Origin of the sequence: Bacillus cereus ATCC 14579 (assembly GCF_000007825.1) — a bacterium.
Taxonomy (GTDB): Bacteria; Bacillota; Bacilli; order Bacillales; family Bacillaceae_G; genus Bacillus_A; species Bacillus_A cereus.
Genome location: NC_004722.1, coordinates 1,623,151 through 1,637,935, shown reverse-complemented (window position 1 = coordinate 1,637,935; position 14,785 = coordinate 1,623,151). Strand labels below are relative to the sequence as shown.

Below are 14,785 nucleotides of genomic sequence, written 5' to 3'. Positions count from 1 at the left end.
CCTTTGCATTTTAAATGACTTCTATACGTTCCATTGCAAGTGAATATACATTTTCATATCCTGCTGTACTTAGCTTTTGTTGTAATCGATCCGTATCCTCTTTCAAAGCGTGCACTAGCACCGTATGTTCTGGTAATAATGTATTTAACATCTCTTTAACGTCTCTTATACTTTGGTGAACTTTATATGGAACTCGCTTCACCCTACATTCTTTACCTACATGCTCTTTCATAACTTTTTCTGCAAAACTCCCTTTCGCAATATGCCCAGTAAAAATAACGGCATTTCGCTTTTCATTCCGAAGTTGTTCATAATATAACTGCGCTCGTTTCGTTTGCATATTCGCATCACTCATTACAACTATTCCGTAACTATTTTGCATACTAATGTCATTATCCATCACTATTATGTTTCTTTTTAAACTCTCCATAATCCATTTAAATTCTTCATTATTTTTTATCCAATCTTTATATACGAACATCTCTTCAAATCCAGCCAAAATTTCTTTATCTACTATAAGCGGAAATTCTTTATATCGTTCATATAAATACAATACTATATCTTGCGCCCTACCAAGTTGTGGAAGCGGTAATAATGCTATTCCTTTATTTTGCATAACTCGTTCAATTTCTGCACATAGTTCGTTTACACGTTCATTTTGCGAAACATCATCTGTGTGATAAGCGGCATCCACAATTGCGATTTTTATATTGTGGCCTAATTTCTCAGGTAAATTAGCTCGTAGTATATTAGACTCTGCTGAATAGTCACCTGAATAAAATACGTATGTATTACACATATCAACTAAAAACCAAACAGCTCCCAATACATGGCCACTATATCCCCATTGAAACCGCAATGTAGGAGTAATTTGTACCCATTTATTTGGATTGCTAATCTCATCAATACATACATAATTTAAATCTTTTATATGTTGGTCGCTATAAGGTAAATTCCACCCTTGCAGCACATTATAGTTTCTCCATTTTTCATAATATAACGGCAGTTGCTCCTTCGTATAACGAGTCGTCCAAATTTTTTTCTTATAGCCATACTTCGCTAATAAAGGTAAACCCATCGTATGATCTTCATGAATATGTGATAAAAATACCGCATCTAAAAATGGAACAGCTTCTCTCTCTATTTTTGGATAACTATCCTCATAAGATCGATTAATACCACAATCAAATACTATTTTCGTCTCTTTATTTTTTACAAAATAGCAGGAGCGACCGTATTCTCCTGCTCCTCCCCATACTTCCACTCTCATCATGCTACCCCTTTTCGTTTTTGCTCCATATGTTGGTAGCAGTAATAAGCATATTGTTGTAAGTCCAACAGAAACAACGGCCATCGCCATGCCTATAGATACTTCACCCTGTTCAAATTGAGCAAAAATAAACGTTGCTGACGTTTCTACTGATGGAGGTAATACGAGAAGCGATGCTACTAACTCTCTTATCGAAATTGTAAATGTCATCGCCCATCCAGCAAGAATGCCTGGGATAATAAGAGGCAATATTATTTTTCTGAAAATATAAATATAATTTCCAGAAAAAATACTTCCTGCCTGCATGAGAGAATCATCAATTTGTCCGAGTGATGATTTTACATATTGCACCGTGTAAGGTAAAAACAGCACAACATACGTTACGATAACCATGACTGGTGTATTGTAAATTGACATAGGCATATATGGTGAATTCCAAAATAGAATAAGACCTACAACCATAACGATTCCTGGTACCATATTCGGTAACATACCGCACATATCAAGCCATTTTTCAGAGGTTTTTTTCCCCTTTCGAATCATAAGTGCCAAAAAGACTCCAATCATTACCGCAATAATCGCTGTTACGAGTGAAAAAAGAAAACTATTCCATAAAGCCTCTAATCCCGGAGATCCCATTGTAAACAATGCCTCATAATGACTTGTTGTAAAGTTATTTACATGTAAACCGCCGCCTCTTAATTTTGAAAAAGAAGCAATAAGTATAGAAAAGTATGGAATTCCAATTGATACGATTAATAAACCAATTACATACATCCATGCTACAACGCGCGTAAATATAGACAAAGTATATCTTTTAGATTTCACACCTTTTCCACTAACTATTGCATATGAATACTTTCGATTCAATACATTTTGCATATACCAAATGAGCATACAAGCACTAAGTAATAAAGAAGATAATGCTGTTGCACTACTAAAATCAATTGGCCAACTCGAAATAAATTTATGGATTTCTGATGTTAACACGTGGAATCCTATTCTACGTCCGAATGTAGCCGGTGTTCCAAATTCAGCAATCGTCTTTACGAAAATGAGTAAAGCACCCATTACATAACTTGATACTAATAACGGCAATATTATTTTTCTTAAACGATAGAAAAAACTTCCGCCATGAACTGCTGCAGCTTCTTCTTTACTACTCCCAATCTGAAGTAACGTGTTTTTCAGCATGAAATAAAGGAATGGGAATAAATGCAGACTCATAATTAATACCATACCTCCTAAACTAAAAAACGATGATGAAACTGTCTTTAGCATCGGGAAAAATTGTTCAAAATAGCCGTTAGGTTGCATGAACAAAATCCAGCCCATCGATCCAATATACGGCGGTGTCATAAATGGAATCATAAAAACAATATCTAACTTACTATACTTTCCTACATCTGTTTTGCTCATAATAAATGCCAATGGAAATGCAAATATTGTAGCACCTATTACAACGAGTACACCTAGAAGCATCGAATTTAGAAAAATCCCAGCTAATCCACCACTCTGCATCACTTCAAAAGGCTTTAAAAAGTTCCAACTACTATTTTCATATACACTAGAAAATAAAATAAGAAAAAGTGGAATGACGATTAACATCGCTACAAGTAATAACGCTACCGTCATTCCAACTTGTCTTACTGATACGAATCGATTTACCATGGAATCACCATCTTATTGAAATACTTTCTTAAATTGTTTTCCTATTTCATCTTGCTCTTTCTCAATTGTTTTCCAATCAATATTTAATACTGGAATCTCTTCTACATTTGGTCTATTTTCAGCTTTTATATCTGTTCTACCAGGCAATAAATACGCTTTAGAAACTTGTTTTTGTACATCATCGGATAATAAATAATCAATAAACTCTTTTGCACCTTCAACATTTTTACTATCCTTCATAATCCCAGCTGCACGTGGGCTAATAACTGTTCCGCTTTTTGGATATACAATATCAACAGGTTCACCCTTTGCTTTTGCGCTATACGTCATATAATCAACACCCGCAATGACCATATCTTTCGCACCTGTTACAACTGGGTCTAACGCTTCCTGATTTGCTCCTGCTACTGTAACTTCATTTTTCTTAAGCTGCTCAAATAAATTCCATCCATCTTGTCCATTCTTTTTCACGTATCCTGTTACAAAGTCTAAAGCTGAACCTGAAAGTGCTGGATCTGGAAGATTCACTTTCCCTTTCCATTCTCCTTTCGTTATATCGCTCCAATCTTCAGGCGCTGTCTTCACATTTTTTGTATTGTACACAATCCCTAATGCTGAAGCACTATACCCGAAATAATGTCCTTTATCATCTGACCATTCAGAACGCAGCTTATCAGCTTGTTTCGCTTCTTTATAAGCTAACGTTTGACCCTCTTTCTTTAATCCTTCCATCGCTGGTAATGATGCAAGTACGACTACATCAACGACTGGATTTTTCTTTTCAGCTTCCATTCTCGCTAAAATTTTACCAGTTGTCCCTTGAAACATTTCCACCTTTATACCAGTTTTCTTTTGAAAGTCTTTTTGAATTTTTTCTGCTAACCCTTTTGGCCCTGCACTATATACAACAATTTTCTTTTCAGTCGTATTTTTACTTTTCGCATCTGCATCGCCTGTCTTTGAACTACACCCTGTTACTACAGCCGAAAATAATAAAGTACATACAAATAAAGACTTAAGCGAACTGAATTTCTTCATACGATTCTCCCCCTATATGATGAATACATTTTTTTGGCACATATAACGATACTGGTTTACCGATGCTTAGCTTACTATTGTGATAGGCTGTCCAGATGCCTAAAGTCCCCATATTTACTTTCACTTCATAACGTTCTCCTACATATGTAACGTGCTGAATTTCACCTGTATACATTTCGCACACATCATTTTTTGTCCAACTCACATGCTCTGGACGAATCATTTTTTCACCCTCTACAAGCCAATTCGCCTTACCAACAAATTTGGCAACAAATTCATGAGACGGTTTCACATAAATATCTTCCGGTGTTCCTTTTTGTAATACTTCTCCTTGTTTCATGACAATAATTTGATCTGACATTGACATTGCTTCTGTTTGGTCGTGAGTGACATACAGTGCAGTTAAACCAATGGAATGAACGATATCCATAAGCTCTATTCTCATTTCTTCTCGCAAAATTGCATCGAGTGCACTTAGCGGTTCATCAAACAAAATAAAATGAGGTTTTGTTACAATTGCTCTAGCGAATGCGACACGTTGTTGCTGTCCACCAGAAAGTTCGTGTGGATACCGTTTCTCCATACCTTGCAGGCGAACTCGCTTTATCGCATCTTCTACTTTTTCTCGTAAATGATTCGTTTGCTTTGTAGCCCTTAAACCAAATGCAACATTTTCAAAAACAGTCATGTGCGGCCATAAAGCAAAATCTTGAAATACCATACCGATATTCCGTTCATGAGGAGATGTCTTTATCTTTTTTGCAGCAGAATACATGCACTGGTCTCCAAAATATATTTCTCCCTTATCCGGTTCCTCAAGCCCTGCTATCATTCTAAGTAAAGTCGTTTTCCCACACCCCGAAGGCCCTAAAAGTGTAGTAAATTCCCCTTGTTTCATTACAATCTGCAACGGCTTTAACGCCTGTGTTTTTCCAAATGTCTTTTCTAATCCACTAATTTTAATATCCATTGCTTCACCTCTCTCCCCTCATTCTTAACCTGCTTTCATTCTATATGGAAGATTTATACTGAATGTTAATGTACTGTAAAGATTAAATTAAAAAACTTCTAATAAACTATTTATTTCTATAGATTTTTTCTATATTTAAAATAAAAAAGGCGGCAATTCATAATGAATCTCTTAAAATTAGAAATTGTAGTACTTATTAAGAAATACAAAAAGCTTACAATCGTTGCAGAAAAACTTGGCGTTAAACAACCAACTATTACATTTCATATAAAAAGCTTAGAAGAAGAACTCGGTGTGTCTTTATTTGAATTACGTTCTGGAAGGTATTTCTTAACAGAGGCTGGTGAGGCTTTGCACCATTATGCTTGTAAAATAGATGCGCTTATGAAAGAAGCTAGACGTGTCACGCAAGAGTTTAAAGATTTTCATAAAGGTGCTATAACAATCGGCGCTAGTTATGTACCAGCGACTTATCTTTTGCCAGAAGTCGTTCATCAATTTCAATGCGAATTTCCCAATATAAAAATAACGCTACTAGTGAAAACAGCCCCTGAAATTCGAATGATGCTACAAAATCACGAAATCGATCTTGGGATAATTTCCGCTGCTCCATTTGATGAACCACTTTTAAAACAAACGAATATAATGCCCGATACACTTGTTCTTGCCTTTTCCAAAGAACATCATTTTTCAAAGAAAGACAATGTATCGTTACAAAATATCGAAAAGGAACGCATACTATTGCATCGTAATCCATCTACAACGAGAGATTTACTTACACAATGGACGTTGGCGCACAACATTACATTCCAATCTGAAATTGAATTAGACTCATTAGAAACGATGAAACAAATTTTAAAATATGGTAATGGAATTGCCTTTATTTCTAAACTTGCTATCGAGCAAGAAATACAACGAAATGAGCTATGCTATATACCAATCCCTGAATTTGAATTTCAGCGTAATATTTATACGATTCATCATGAGGACAGATGGAATTCTAAAATCATTTCTTTTTTACTACAAAGCATCACTTCATTTACAACAAAAAATTAAAAGGCTGTCGTTATGCACGACAGCCTTTTAAACTATAAATCTATTTATTTTTCTTTGCCTCAATTTTTGCTTGCGCCTCTTCAGCCTTATCTAATGCTTCTGATACTTTCTTCTCTTTTTCTTTCACTTCATCTATACTATCGACAGCTTTAATAAGTTTATCGATTCCTTCTTCTTCTACCTTTCTACGCTTTGCCACTCTTTCATTTACTTTCTCTTCCACATCTTTTGCTTTTTGAAGCATATTCTCTGCATTTGATGTTACAGCTTTTTCAAGTTCATCATCTTTTTTCTTTTGTAACACTTCATTTGCAATGTCTTTCGCTTCTAAATACTTACCGTCTTTTAATGCTGTTGCTCCATGATCCATTTTCTCAGCAACTTCTTTATATGATTTCGCTTCGTTTCCTGATTTTTCTTTTTCTGCTTTTTCGAACCACATTGTTGCATCACTATACTTTTCATCTTTCAATGATTGCATACCTGTTTCAATATATGTGTCATAATTGCTACATCCAGCCATTACGACTAATAGAAAAAGCATAACAAAACTTAATTTTTTCATGCTGTTGTCTCCTTTTCTTTGCAAGCTCACTTTACTTTAACATACATGAAAAAGAGTTTCAAAAACTAAAATACTAATTTAGTCATTTTTATAATGATAAGTCAAATTTTTATTATTTTCTTATTTTTAAGCGGACACATCTACTTGTTTTTTCGCCATATGTTGCTTTACTCCAACTAATACAACTAACAATAACCCTCCACCTATTGTCATCATAACAATGCTAGTTGGCAACATATCTAATAGTAGTCCATATACAATCATACCAAGCGGTGCGATTGCAGTCGCAATTGTTTCAAGTAGGCCAAACACACGCCCTAGGTAGCTCGGATCTGTCGTTTTTTGCATATGTACTTGCATTGGAATGTTTACAATCATAATTGCTATACCAGTTAACATCATAAAAGCAATATAGTAAATAAAACTTGCTACTTTTGGAATGATAACTAACAACGGAAAGGCTGTACATAAACTTAAACCTGCAAACAAAAACAGTCCAGTATAAATAGAACGAAACGGATTATTCACTTCTTTACGCACTGATAAAGCAATCGCTCCCATTAGCATCCCGACTGCTAACATTCCCTCTACAGTACCGAGTTGCTTTGAAGATAAATGCAATGTATGGACGATAATGTACGGAAGTGCAACTGTTAGACCACACGCAAAAAAGTTTACCCACAATGCTATTTTCATTAGACCATATATTTCACGTTGTCTTTTTACATATAAAAAACCTTCTTTTATACTCGTCAAGAAATGCTCTGTACTTTCAGCCACTTCTTTTTTATATAAATCAAATACGATAAATAATTGCAAAATAACCGCTAAAAAGAACGTAATGCTATTTAATAGGAAAAACGATTTAATTGAAAAGAAACCATATACAACTCCGCCAATAATCGGGCCTAAAATATTTGATAAAGAAGCCGCCGTTTGATTTAAAGCACTCGCTTTTTGAATACGTCCTTCATCTACTAAACTCGGAATAGACGAAGTTAATGCAACAGAATAAAAACTTGCACAAATTGATAATAATGCTGCTGAAATATAAATAAAAAGAAGTGATGGCCCAAATATAGTAGCAAGAATAAACATACTAAGCATCGTTAAACTACTTAATAAATCAGTACCAATGACAAGCCATTTTCGATTCACACGGTCTGCTACAGCACCAGCAATTGGGCCACAGATCATCCTTGGAAGTGATCCGCAAACGAGCGTAATTGCAAAACCCATCCCTGAACCAGTAGTCTTTAATACATATAATCCCATTGCGAACGTATAAATACCTGCACCTAATAAAGACGTCATTTTTCCAATCATCATTAAAATGATATTTCTAGTTGCAATCTTCATTCTTGAATCATGTTTTCCTATACTTATATCTCCCATTTTTGACTCTCTCCCCTTAAAAGTTAAATTGTGTTAAACTTATTATATAATCAACTTTCCAATTTTCACAACAAAAAGTTAAATACAATTAAACTTTTTAAATATAAAGGAGCAATAATATGGCAACTCTCGGTGAAAAAATTAAAGCATTACGAAAAGAAAAAAAGCTTACGCAAACAGCACTGGCAGGTTCGGAACTGACAAAAAGTATGCTTAGTCAAATTGAAAATGGAAAAGCTACACCTTCTATGAAAACATTACAATATATTGCGGAAAAACTTGAATGTGAAACGAGCTTTTTATTAGAAGAAGATGAAGAAGAAATTGTGGAACTCATTCAAAAAATGGAGCCATTAATAAAATCAAATAAATGCGATGAAGTATACAAGACTTTACTACCTATCGTTCAAAAAGAACTACCCCTTACTTTAAACACAGCACGTTTATATAAACAGTTCATAACTGGAGCGGCCATTATGAACGATTACAATATTGAATATTACGTTGAAACAGCTGTTTCTATATTTGAAAAATATACTTTGTATCGTGAAAGTACTGAAACGAAACTACTGTTTTACTATATGCTCTACAAACGGAAAAAATATAAAGAATGTTTACAGTTGATTACCAAAATTCGCGATGAATATAAAACGAAGAATTTAGAAATGGATCTTATTACACATATACAATTATATTTAAAAGAAGCAATTATTTTACTCGCATACGGTAATTATGAAAAATGTGAAAAAATCATTTTAGATGCACTTGCATTTTCAAAAAAACATCAAGTGTATTATAAAACAGATGAATTTTACCGTATTTTATCTTATCAAAAAATCATTACAACCGATAAAGAACGATATTTATATTACATAAAAAAATCGGAGCAATTTGCCATTTTTACAGAAGATACTCTATCCGCTGCAAATATAGATATATTAAAAGCTTATTACTACAATACCGTTACAAATGAATATACAATTGCATTAGAACATTTAGAACAATTCCGAGAAAAACTAAAAGATGTACCGATTTTTCAAGAAGATGGATTGTATTATCTTGAAAAAGGAAAATCTCTGTATGGTTTAAAACGTTACGAGGAAGCTTTGGAAACATTAAAACGTGCTAATATTCCAGATTATATGAGTCATCCACTTGATCAGTCATGGTTATTAACAGCTGGCTCTTATCGTGCCCTGTGTCATATAAAACTTCAAGATAAACCAGCTGCTCTGAAAGAAGCAAAAGAAGCAGTTCAAACGATAGATGGTTATCCTGATTCCATCTTTTCTTCATTTATTAAAGAAACATTACAAATAATACAAAAACTTTAAGAATGTCTCTAAATGGTATATTATTCCTCTTTTTTAGCAAAGATAATAATGATGGGAGGAATATAAATGAATATACAACGTGCAAAAGAGCTTTCTGTGTCAGCAGAGCAAGCCAATGTCAGTTTTCAAGGCATGCCTGTTATGATTCAACACGTCGATGAAAGCAATGAAACCGCCCGCATATATGAAGTAAAAAACCCAGAACGCGAATTAACTGTTCCAGTTAATAGCTTAGAGGAAATATAAGAAATGCCACTTCTCTTTTGAAGTGGCATTTTTCTTCTTTCAGATTACTTACTATAAATTTCTTCAACCCTTTATTTTACATGAGCTGAAAAAATAAGAATTTTCTACTTCTTTTCTTTTTGTGACCTGCTAAAATACAAACTATGGATTAATTATTCGTACTATACATTAAGGAGGAAAAATAATGGCATCTACTTTAGAAAAAAACAAGCCTTATTATGCAGTTATATTCACTTCTAATTTATCAAATGATACAACAGACTATAATACCGTTGCCGAAGAAATGGAGAAACTTGCAAAGCAACAACCTGGATTTTTAGGTGTAGAAAGTGCAAGAGGTAATTCTGGACTCGGAATAACAATTTCTTATTGGGAATCACTTGATGCGATTGAAAATTGGAAGAAGAACACCTTACATAAAGAAGCGAAAAAAAGAGGTCGTGAGCAATGGTATGAAAACTTCCATCTGCGTATTTGCCTTGTTGAGAAAGAATTTAAGTTTCATAGAGGTACTTTATAACTATGAAGGAAAAATTAGCTCTCGTTATTGTTCATGAAATATATGGTGTGAACGACCATATGCATCACGTTACCCAGCACTTTACTTCATCTCATATAGATGTATTCTGTCCTAATCTTCTACAATCACAACACGCATTTCATTATCGTGATGAAGAAAAAGCATATGAACATTTTGTAAATCATATTGGATTTGATGATGGAAAAAAGCAAATTGAAGAATTCATTTCTCATCTTTCTAGTAGTTATACACATATTGGACTTATCGGCTTTAGTGTTGGAGCTACCATCTCATGGCTATGTAGTAACAATCCGAAAATAGATTTTATTATCGGATGTTACGGTTCTCGTATACGCGACTATGTTCACATAAAGCCTACATGCGCTACACTACTTATATTCCCTGAAAAAGAAGCTAGTTTTTCAGTATCCTCTTTCATTCAAACATTGCAGCAACAGAATAACCCTTTATTAGAAATAAAACAACTACACGGTGAACATGGATTTCTAAATCCGTACACTGAAAAATATAACGAGCACTCTACAAAACAAGCATACAATTTAATAGATTCATTTCTTGTAAAAAACACTCTTATAAAGGAGATGTAAATGACACTTACATTACTCTTACTTATTTTCATACTCATTTCCTTTATCTCAGCGCTAACTATCATTTTTATAACCGTAAAAAAAGGGATATTTTTCAACCGCCTCTACTTACAATCTATTATCGTTTGCATTTTATTTTTTACAAATTGGATTTTATATTTATCAACTTTTTATGCGTTACTTCCCGAAAAGATTAGTGAGTTCCTATTCCTACCCATTTGGTTTTTCCTTTGTATATTAAGTTTTATCACTTTCTGGCGCGAATGGAGAAACAATCGTGTGTTCTCCATATGTATCGGTTTTCTTTCCTTTATTAGTTTTTTATTTGTGCTGTTTTTGTTAGTTCTTTCGGGGATGTAATAGAAGAAGGAAGAAAAGCTAACATTCAACTTTTCTTCCTTCTCTGTTTACCTTTAGTTTTCACTGTCACTGATTCACAAGGTGTATAATATATTTGAGGTGTCGCCTTATCAACAAACATCATAAACGTAACGAAACCGATAGTAAAGAAAATAAACAACGTTAACAAAATTGCTCCTATCGTTAAAAGTATCATAACACCACCCCTATATTTTTTATGTTATTACACTTTTCGCTATTATATGAGCGTAATCCTTTTTAGAAAAAGAAACGTAACAAAATAATCACAACCACTCCCGTTAATACTGTACCTAATAAACTACGAGTATATATCGCTACAAGAAATGTTGGAATTGCTGCAATAAGATAATCCCACTGCATTGTCTCATGCATAAATAAAACTTGTGCTAAAAGCGCTGCTAATATCGCAATTGGTATGTAATTTAACCATTTTAAACCCCATTCAGGAATTTGTAGTTTGCTAAATACGAGTAGAGGTAAAATACGTGGCACGAGTGTAACAGCTCCTGCTGCTAGTAAAAGTAATAATACATCTAATCTCATTTCCATTTTTCAATCACCACTCCAATCGTCGCAGCTAGTAATGTTGCGATAATAACCGCTATACTATCTGGCATAAATAGGTGTGAAACGTATGCGATAATAATCGATACAATTGCAACACTTAAATGAATTGCTAGCTTTGGTTTACTACTTATGAGCTGAAGTACAAATAATCCGATAAACATCGCTGGTAATGCATAATCCATCCCGTATGTATGTGGATCTGGTATCCACTCACCAAATAGCCCGCCAATGATAGTAGCAAGAATCCAGTTTAAATAAGCCGTTACATTTAGCCCAATCATCCATCTTTCGCCTAAATATCCTTTTTGCGTTGCATGCTGCACTGCGACGCCGAACGTTTCATCTGTAATTTGCGAACCAATAATGACGTTTTTTAATAGAGGTAGTTTCGTAAAGTACGGCGCGAGGGCAGCACTCATTAATAAATGGCGTAAATTAACAAAAAACACAGTAAAAATAATTGCGGAAGCAGGAGCACCGGCTGCATACATACCAGCTAATATAAATTGGGCAGAACCTGCATAAATTAAAGTCGACATAAATGCAATTTCAATGATAGAAAAACCTGCTGTTTTTGCAATTACACCAGCTGCTATACCGATGCTCAAATAACCAAATACAGTTGGTAAACAATCTTTTACTCCTTGCTGAAATGTATCATCGCTCTGCAAAGCTACATGTGCCTCAGCTTTACTCATCTCTATCATCCTCCATTCCTTCTAAAGTTCGTTTTCCTGTTACGACATGAACTAAATCTATATTTTCACGCCATAACGTATCTAACTTATCAGCTCCAAATTCCTTTGTGATTTCTTCAACCATAATATCGTGCCGCACATACTCTGTAGCAACGAGAACTAGCGCTGGGTCATACGTTGTAACGGCCCATGAAGTGCTATCATTTGAGAAGTTCGCAATTAATACTTCCTCTCCATCACGAGCAATAACAGTTAAATGACCACCCATTCTCTTTTCAACAACGTGGGGCGTCATATAATTATGGTGAAATGTCGCTCCTATTTTTGTTTCTGGAGCTCCAAATAAGATTGAAAATATATGTACGCCTTCCTCTTCCTTTTGATGAATGTATGGTTCAATTTCATGCACTTGTTCTTCCCATACAGAAACCCATAACTCTTCCTTAGCTCTACTAATTATATTGCATATTTCTTTCAAAACACGATCATTTGAACGAATATGCGAAATTACATCTATTTGTCGCTCTTGTTCTAAACAATTTAATTTCTCATCTAAAAATTCAAAGGACTTTTCAAAGTCTTTTCGCATTCGATTCATTAATTCGGTAGCTGGTACTGGTACATATTTAACTGGTTCAGAAGGTACAATATGCACTGCTCCTTTATCCATTAACTTACCGAGTACCTCGTAAATCATAGAACGAGGTACTCCTGTTTGTTTACTCACTTCATAGCCTGTTACTGGGGAATGTTTTAGTAGTCCAATATACGCTTTACATTCATACTGGGAAAATCCTAACTTTTGTAATTCCTTTATAATTTTATCCATCGGTAACCCCTCACAATCTAAATCGCCCTTACTTCAAAACGACGATTTTGCTTCCCTTTACTTTTTACTTTATCAATAACAAGTGTTCCTATTTCACTCGTATTTTTCACATGTGTGCCTCCACAAGCTTGTTCGTCTAAATTTTCAATTGTAACAATGCGGATTTCTTGGATGGTAGTTGGTAGGAGATTTATTGCTGTTTTAATCATTCCTACAGCATTTTCTGCTTCTTCGCGGCTCATATAACGAGTGGAAATTTCTTTATTTTGCTTAATAAGTTTATTCACTTCCTCAACAATTTCTTCTACTTCCACGCTCGATAACTCTTGTAACTCATTAAAATCGATACGTGCTTTATCAGGATAAATTTGATTTCCAGTGCATAGAGCTCCATACTTTTCATAAACAACAGCTCCGATAAGATGCAGTAAAGAGTGATGACGCATTAAATTATGACGTCTTTCCCAATTTATCTCTAATTTAACTGGACCTAACTTTACTTGTGCTTCGTCTTTTATATAGTGAACTATTTCTCCTTGCTCCTTCTTTACTTTTTCAACTTCAAATACAGACCCATCTTGTACAATAACACCCGTATCACATTCTTGCCCTCCACCAGTTGGATAAAAAACTGTTTCCTTTACAAATACTTTATTCCCTTCTACTTTTATCACTTCTGTTTCGCAACTCGTTTTGTATGCATCTTCTAAATATAATGCCGTTGTCATACTCTCACCTCTTTAGTAGTTATAGTTATACCTACTAATATAAAAAAGAAGCTCCTTAAAGTCAAATGATAATTCTGAAATTTACAATTAATAAAAGACTCCTTTATTAGGAGTCCACTATCTCAATATTTCATTCGCTTCTTTTTCATAAATTTTATCAAATGAAGTCATAACGCGCTGTGATGCTTGAATCATCTTTTGATCTGTCATAAGATCTGCCATCTCTTTCGTCATATCTACATTTGAATTTTCTAGCATATGATTTTTTACTATTCCTGTTCCGTTCGGTAAATTAGCAATGTTTCCTTCTGCTAGTGTAAAGCTTTTGTTTTCACGTTGCACGAGACGTGCATTCGTTTCTGCATCTACTGTTTTTGTTTGCAAACGAGCAATATTATTTTGTGTTACTTCATCATATAATGTACCGTCTGCTTGTACAGCAACCTTTGCTCCTTCTGGAATACGAATACGCTCATTATTCTCTCCCATTACGAAAGCACCTGAAGATGTTTGTAAATATCGATCACTATTTAATGTGAAACTACCATCTCTCGTTAAAAACGTTTCATCATTTTTAGAAGTAACAAAAAATGATGTTGTACCGGCCGCGCCGTCATCTAAAAAGAAATCTGTAGCGCTATTTGTCATTTGTATATTTCCTTGTACTAAATTCACATGCGTTGCAGCTGGTACTACAGCGTAATCGACCGAACCGATATTTGTTACCGCCCCATCTCCGCGGCGATATGTGTCTTGTACATCAAATACTTTAGACGTCATATTTTCTGCTTTAAATCCTGTCGTTTGAGCATTTGCAACGTTATTCGAATGAACATTAATGCGCTGCATGTAATTCATCATGCCCATAGAACCTATATAAAGACCGTTCATATTCGTTTGAATAAGGCA

The 14,785-nt window shown here is 34.4% G+C and carries 17 protein-coding genes and 1 pseudogene; 6 read left to right on the top strand and 12 right to left on the bottom strand.

The window, feature by feature from the left end; all coding sequences use genetic code 11:
* Positions 1 to 10: 10 nt before the first annotated feature.
* The 4 genes and pseudogenes from BC_RS08400 to BC_RS08385 all read right to left on the bottom strand — a co-directional run bounded on the left by BC_RS08400 (position 11) and on the right by BC_RS08385 (position 4,949).
* Positions 11 to 1,273, bottom strand: coding sequence for an MBL fold metallo-hydrolase (locus tag BC_RS08400; RefSeq protein ID WP_033685076.1), 1,263 nt, complete (start codon positions 1,271 to 1,273; stop codon positions 11 to 13).
* Positions 1,270 to 2,941: pseudogene (locus BC_RS08395) on the bottom strand (ABC transporter permease). The gene BC_RS08400 and the pseudogene BC_RS08395 overlap by 4 nt, the downstream one beginning before the upstream one ends.
* Before the next feature lie 12 nt (positions 2,942 to 2,953).
* Entirely contained in the window at positions 2,954 to 3,979 is a 1,026-nt protein-coding gene (locus tag BC_RS08390) for an ABC transporter substrate-binding protein (RefSeq protein ID WP_000714679.1), read from the bottom strand.
* On the bottom strand, positions 3,957 to 4,949 hold the full coding sequence (locus BC_RS08385; protein WP_000351829.1) for an ABC transporter ATP-binding protein: 993 nt from the start codon (positions 4,947 to 4,949) through the stop codon (positions 3,957 to 3,959). Before BC_RS08385 ends, BC_RS08390 begins: the two co-directional genes overlap by 23 nt.
* 162 nt (positions 4,950 to 5,111) lie before the next feature.
* On the opposite strand from BC_RS08385, the gene BC_RS08380 reads away from it, so the two are divergent.
* Entirely contained in the window at positions 5,112 to 6,005 is an 894-nt protein-coding gene (locus tag BC_RS08380) for a LysR family transcriptional regulator (RefSeq protein ID WP_001050612.1), read from the top strand.
* 40 nt (positions 6,006 to 6,045) lie between these two features.
* On the opposite strand, the gene BC_RS08375 is transcribed toward BC_RS08380, so the two are convergent.
* Both BC_RS08375 and BC_RS08370 read right to left on the bottom strand, forming a co-directional pair.
* Positions 6,046 to 6,570: a DUF4398 domain-containing protein gene (locus BC_RS08375; protein WP_000736438.1), complete on the bottom strand. Its 525-nt coding sequence runs from the start codon at positions 6,568 to 6,570 to the stop codon at positions 6,046 to 6,048.
* Between the two features lie 126 nt (positions 6,571 to 6,696).
* Positions 6,697 to 7,965: an MFS transporter gene (locus BC_RS08370; protein WP_000502468.1), complete on the bottom strand. Its 1,269-nt coding sequence runs from the start codon at positions 7,963 to 7,965 to the stop codon at positions 6,697 to 6,699.
* A gap of 119 nt (positions 7,966 to 8,084) precedes the next feature.
* Here BC_RS08370 and BC_RS08365 point away from each other — a divergent pair, with 119 nt between their 5' ends.
* From BC_RS08365 to BC_RS08345, 5 genes are all read left to right on the top strand, one after another.
* Positions 8,085 to 9,299: a helix-turn-helix domain-containing protein gene (locus BC_RS08365; protein ID WP_000212348.1), complete on the top strand. Its 1,215-nt coding sequence runs from the start codon at positions 8,085 to 8,087 to the stop codon at positions 9,297 to 9,299.
* A 66-nt stretch (positions 9,300 to 9,365) separates the two neighbouring features.
* Positions 9,366 to 9,545, top strand: coding sequence for an H-type small acid-soluble spore protein (locus BC_RS08360; protein ID WP_001025739.1), 180 nt, complete (start codon positions 9,366 to 9,368; stop codon positions 9,543 to 9,545).
* A 184-nt stretch (positions 9,546 to 9,729) separates the two neighbouring features.
* Positions 9,730 to 10,065 (top strand): antibiotic biosynthesis monooxygenase family protein, encoded by a 336-nt coding sequence (locus tag BC_RS08355; RefSeq protein ID WP_000168851.1) that lies wholly within the window; start codon positions 9,730 to 9,732, stop codon positions 10,063 to 10,065.
* Positions 10,066 to 10,067: 2 nt separating this feature from the next.
* Positions 10,068 to 10,673 (top strand): dienelactone hydrolase family protein, encoded by a 606-nt coding sequence (locus BC_RS08350; protein WP_000660122.1) that lies wholly within the window; start codon positions 10,068 to 10,070, stop codon positions 10,671 to 10,673.
* Entirely contained in the window at positions 10,674 to 11,033 is a 360-nt protein-coding gene (locus BC_RS08345) for a hypothetical protein (RefSeq protein WP_011109988.1), read from the top strand.
* A 25-nt stretch (positions 11,034 to 11,058) separates the two neighbouring features.
* On the opposite strand, the gene BC_RS08340 is transcribed toward BC_RS08345, so the two are convergent.
* The 6 genes from BC_RS08340 to BC_RS08315 all read right to left on the bottom strand — a co-directional run bounded on the left by BC_RS08340 (position 11,059) and on the right by BC_RS08315 (position 14,767).
* Positions 11,059 to 11,229: a DUF3951 domain-containing protein gene (locus tag BC_RS08340; protein ID WP_000602247.1), complete on the bottom strand. Its 171-nt coding sequence runs from the start codon at positions 11,227 to 11,229 to the stop codon at positions 11,059 to 11,061.
* Between the two features lie 62 nt (positions 11,230 to 11,291).
* Positions 11,292 to 11,603: an AzlD domain-containing protein gene (locus tag BC_RS08335; RefSeq protein WP_000425954.1), complete on the bottom strand. Its 312-nt coding sequence runs from the start codon at positions 11,601 to 11,603 to the stop codon at positions 11,292 to 11,294.
* A complete protein-coding gene (locus tag BC_RS08330; protein ID WP_000029975.1) occupies positions 11,594 to 12,319 on the bottom strand; it encodes an AzlC family ABC transporter permease in 726 nt (241 codons plus the stop codon). The genes BC_RS08335 and BC_RS08330 overlap by 10 nt, the downstream gene beginning before the upstream one ends.
* Positions 12,312 to 13,148 carry a TrmB family transcriptional regulator gene (locus BC_RS08325; RefSeq protein WP_000357819.1) on the bottom strand — a complete coding sequence of 279 codons (837 nt, stop codon included), beginning with the start codon at positions 13,146 to 13,148 and terminating at the stop codon, positions 12,312 to 12,314. Before BC_RS08325 ends, BC_RS08330 begins: the two co-directional genes overlap by 8 nt.
* A gap of 17 nt (positions 13,149 to 13,165) precedes the next feature.
* Entirely contained in the window at positions 13,166 to 13,876 is a 711-nt protein-coding gene (locus BC_RS08320; RefSeq protein ID WP_000205380.1) for an alanyl-tRNA editing protein, read from the bottom strand.
* Between the two features lie 117 nt (positions 13,877 to 13,993).
* Positions 13,994 to 14,767, bottom strand: a complete 774-nt coding sequence (locus BC_RS08315) for a flagellar basal-body rod protein FlgG (RefSeq protein ID WP_001013934.1) — start codon at positions 14,765 to 14,767, stop codon at positions 13,994 to 13,996.
* Between the last annotated feature and the right edge of the window lie 18 nt (positions 14,768 to 14,785).